General features: G+C 71.6%; 3 protein-coding genes. 2 read left to right on the top strand and 1 reads right to left on the bottom strand.

Annotated features, from left to right (window positions below):
- Positions 1-477: glycosyltransferase family A protein (locus tag Q8Q85_04565; GenBank protein MDP3773519.1), on the bottom strand; the 477-nt coding region annotated here is incomplete at its 3' end.
- A gap of 119 nt (positions 478-596) precedes the next feature.
- Here Q8Q85_04565 and Q8Q85_04570 point away from each other — a divergent pair.
- Together Q8Q85_04570 and Q8Q85_04575 are read left to right on the top strand one after the other, a co-directional pair.
- The gene (locus Q8Q85_04570; GenBank protein ID MDP3773520.1) at positions 597-1,601 is read left to right on the top strand and encodes a glycosyltransferase family 2 protein; all 1,005 of its coding nucleotides are present in this window, start codon (positions 597-599) and stop codon (positions 1,599-1,601) included.
- On the top strand, positions 1,598-2,026 hold the full coding sequence (locus Q8Q85_04575; GenBank protein MDP3773521.1) for a hypothetical protein: 429 nt from the start codon (positions 1,598-1,600) through the stop codon (positions 2,024-2,026). Before Q8Q85_04570 ends, Q8Q85_04575 begins: the two co-directional genes overlap by 4 nt.
- Positions 2,027-2,147 lie beyond the last annotated feature (121 nt).

Genomic DNA, 2,147 nt, shown 5'->3' on the forward strand with positions numbered 1-2,147 from the left:
GAGGTGGTCGGGGGAGAACTCGTCATCGTCGTCGAGCGGGGCGAGCCACTCGCCACGCGCCTCGGCCAGTGCGAAGTTCATCGGTGCCGCGCCCGCCACCATCCACCGCGCGTAGGGCTCCTCGGGATAGTTTCCGCGCTCGGGAAGGTTCACGAACCGGATCCGCGGGTCCTTGAGCGCCTTCACCCGCTCCTCCGTGTCGTCGGTGCAGTGGTCGCCCACGATGAGCAGCTCGAAGTGGGGATAGGTCTGCGCCAGGACCGTCGGGATGGTGCGCTCGCAGAGCACCGCGCCGCGGTTGTACGTGGCGATGCGCACCGTGACGAGCGGCTTCCGGTCGCGGTCGAAGAGCGTCGCGTACGCGGGATCGTTTCTTGCCTTGGCGAGGAGCGCCCGGTATTGATGAATGATCTTGAGTTCCCGGAGCCAGAGATCGGGCCGCCGCGAGTACCGAACCAGGCGGTCCAGGCGTGCCACCAGGGTGTCCCGGCACGTGGGAAGGACGTGATGACGATGTGGGGTCTCGGCCTCGATGTGCGCTATCCTAAGGGCGCACCGGCGCGCTGTCCAGCGGCGCGGTCGGTCTCTTGACGGGCGTGCCGCGGGTCAGCGTGGTCATCCCCACCTGGAATGGCGCGGACATGCTGCGCGCGGCGCTCCTTTCCCTGCGCGGGCAGGCTTTCCGCGACTTCGAGACGATCGTCGTGGACAACGGCTCGACCGACGGCACGGTCGAGATGCTCGCGGGCGAGTTCCCCGAGGTGCGGCTGGTCGCGCTCGCGGAGAACCGCGGTTTCGCGGCGGCCACGAACGCGGGGCTCCAAGCGGCGCGCGGCGAGATCCTCGTGTGTATGAACAACGACTGTGAGGCGGACCCGGGCTGGATCGCGGCGCTGGTGGACGCCCTCGAGCGGCGCCCGGACGCCGGCAGCGTCGCCTCGAAGATGCTGCGGGCGCGGGAGCCGGGCATCATCGACGCCGCGGGAGACACCGTGAGCCTGGTGGCGTGGAACATCGGCCGGGGAGAGCCCGATGGCCCGCGCTTCGCCGAGGGCCGCGAGGTACTCAGCGCCTGCGCGGGCGCGGCGGCCTACCGGCGTACCGTGTTCGAGACGGTCGGCTGGTTCGACGAGGACTACTTCGCGTGGTTCGAGGACGTGGACCTCGGACTCCGCGCGCAGATCGCCGGCTTCCACTGCTGGTACGAGCCGACGGCGGTCGTGCACCACCTCGGCTCCGCGACCGCCAACCGCGCGAGCGCCACCAAGGCGTTCTACACGGCGCGCAACGCGCTGCTGGTGTTCTTCAAGACCATGCCGCTGCCGCGGCTGATGCTGTGGGCGCCGCTGATGCTCCTGTGGCCGTGGGTGAACCCGGTGCTCAACCGCCGCCCGCTCGGCCCTTACGCGCGGGCCTGGGTGGCGTTCTTGAGGTTGCTGCCCCGGACGTGGCGCAAGCGCCGGGCCATCTACGCGCGCCGCCCGCGCGAGGTCGCGCGGGTGCGCGCGCTGCTGGACAGCCCCCTGGACGACATCCGGCGCGCGCTGCGGGGCGCGCGCCGTACCTCTTCGGCGCTGGCCTCGCCGGCGGGGACACCGTGAGGCGGCACCGCCAGCTCCTCTGGGTGTTCGCGGGTGCTCTGCTGGTGCGACTCGTGTTGCTCGTGGCGCGCAGCGACTACGTCGTCCACGACGAAGGCTACTACCTCCTCATCGCGCGCAACCTGGCGGCCGGCCACGGCTTCTCGCTGAACGGGCTGCCGCACGTCGCGCTCTCGCCGCACCAGCCGCTCCTCGTGGCCGGCCTCACGCTCGCCGGGATGCCATTGCTCTGGGCATCAAGGCTTCTCGCCGCCGTGGCGGGAGCGCTCCTCGTCGTGCCCGTGGCGTTCCTGGCGCGCTGGTGGTACGGCGAGCGCGCCGGTCTCGCGGCCGCGCGTTCGGCCCCGGAACCACGCTGTTCTCCAGCGCGTTCGGCGCGATCCGCCGGGCGGTGTGGGAGGCTCTCCCGTTCCCCGGCATCGTGATGAGCGAGGATCAGGCGTGGGCGCTGGCGGCGCTCCGGGCCGGGCACGAGATCCGCTACGAGCCGCGGGCCGCCGCGTACCACGGCCACCGCTACGGCTTAGCCCGAGCCTTCCGGCGCAA

The sequence above is a fragment of the Gemmatimonadales bacterium genome (assembly GCA_030697825.1).
GTDB lineage: Bacteria > Gemmatimonadota > Gemmatimonadetes > Gemmatimonadales > JACORV01 > JACORV01.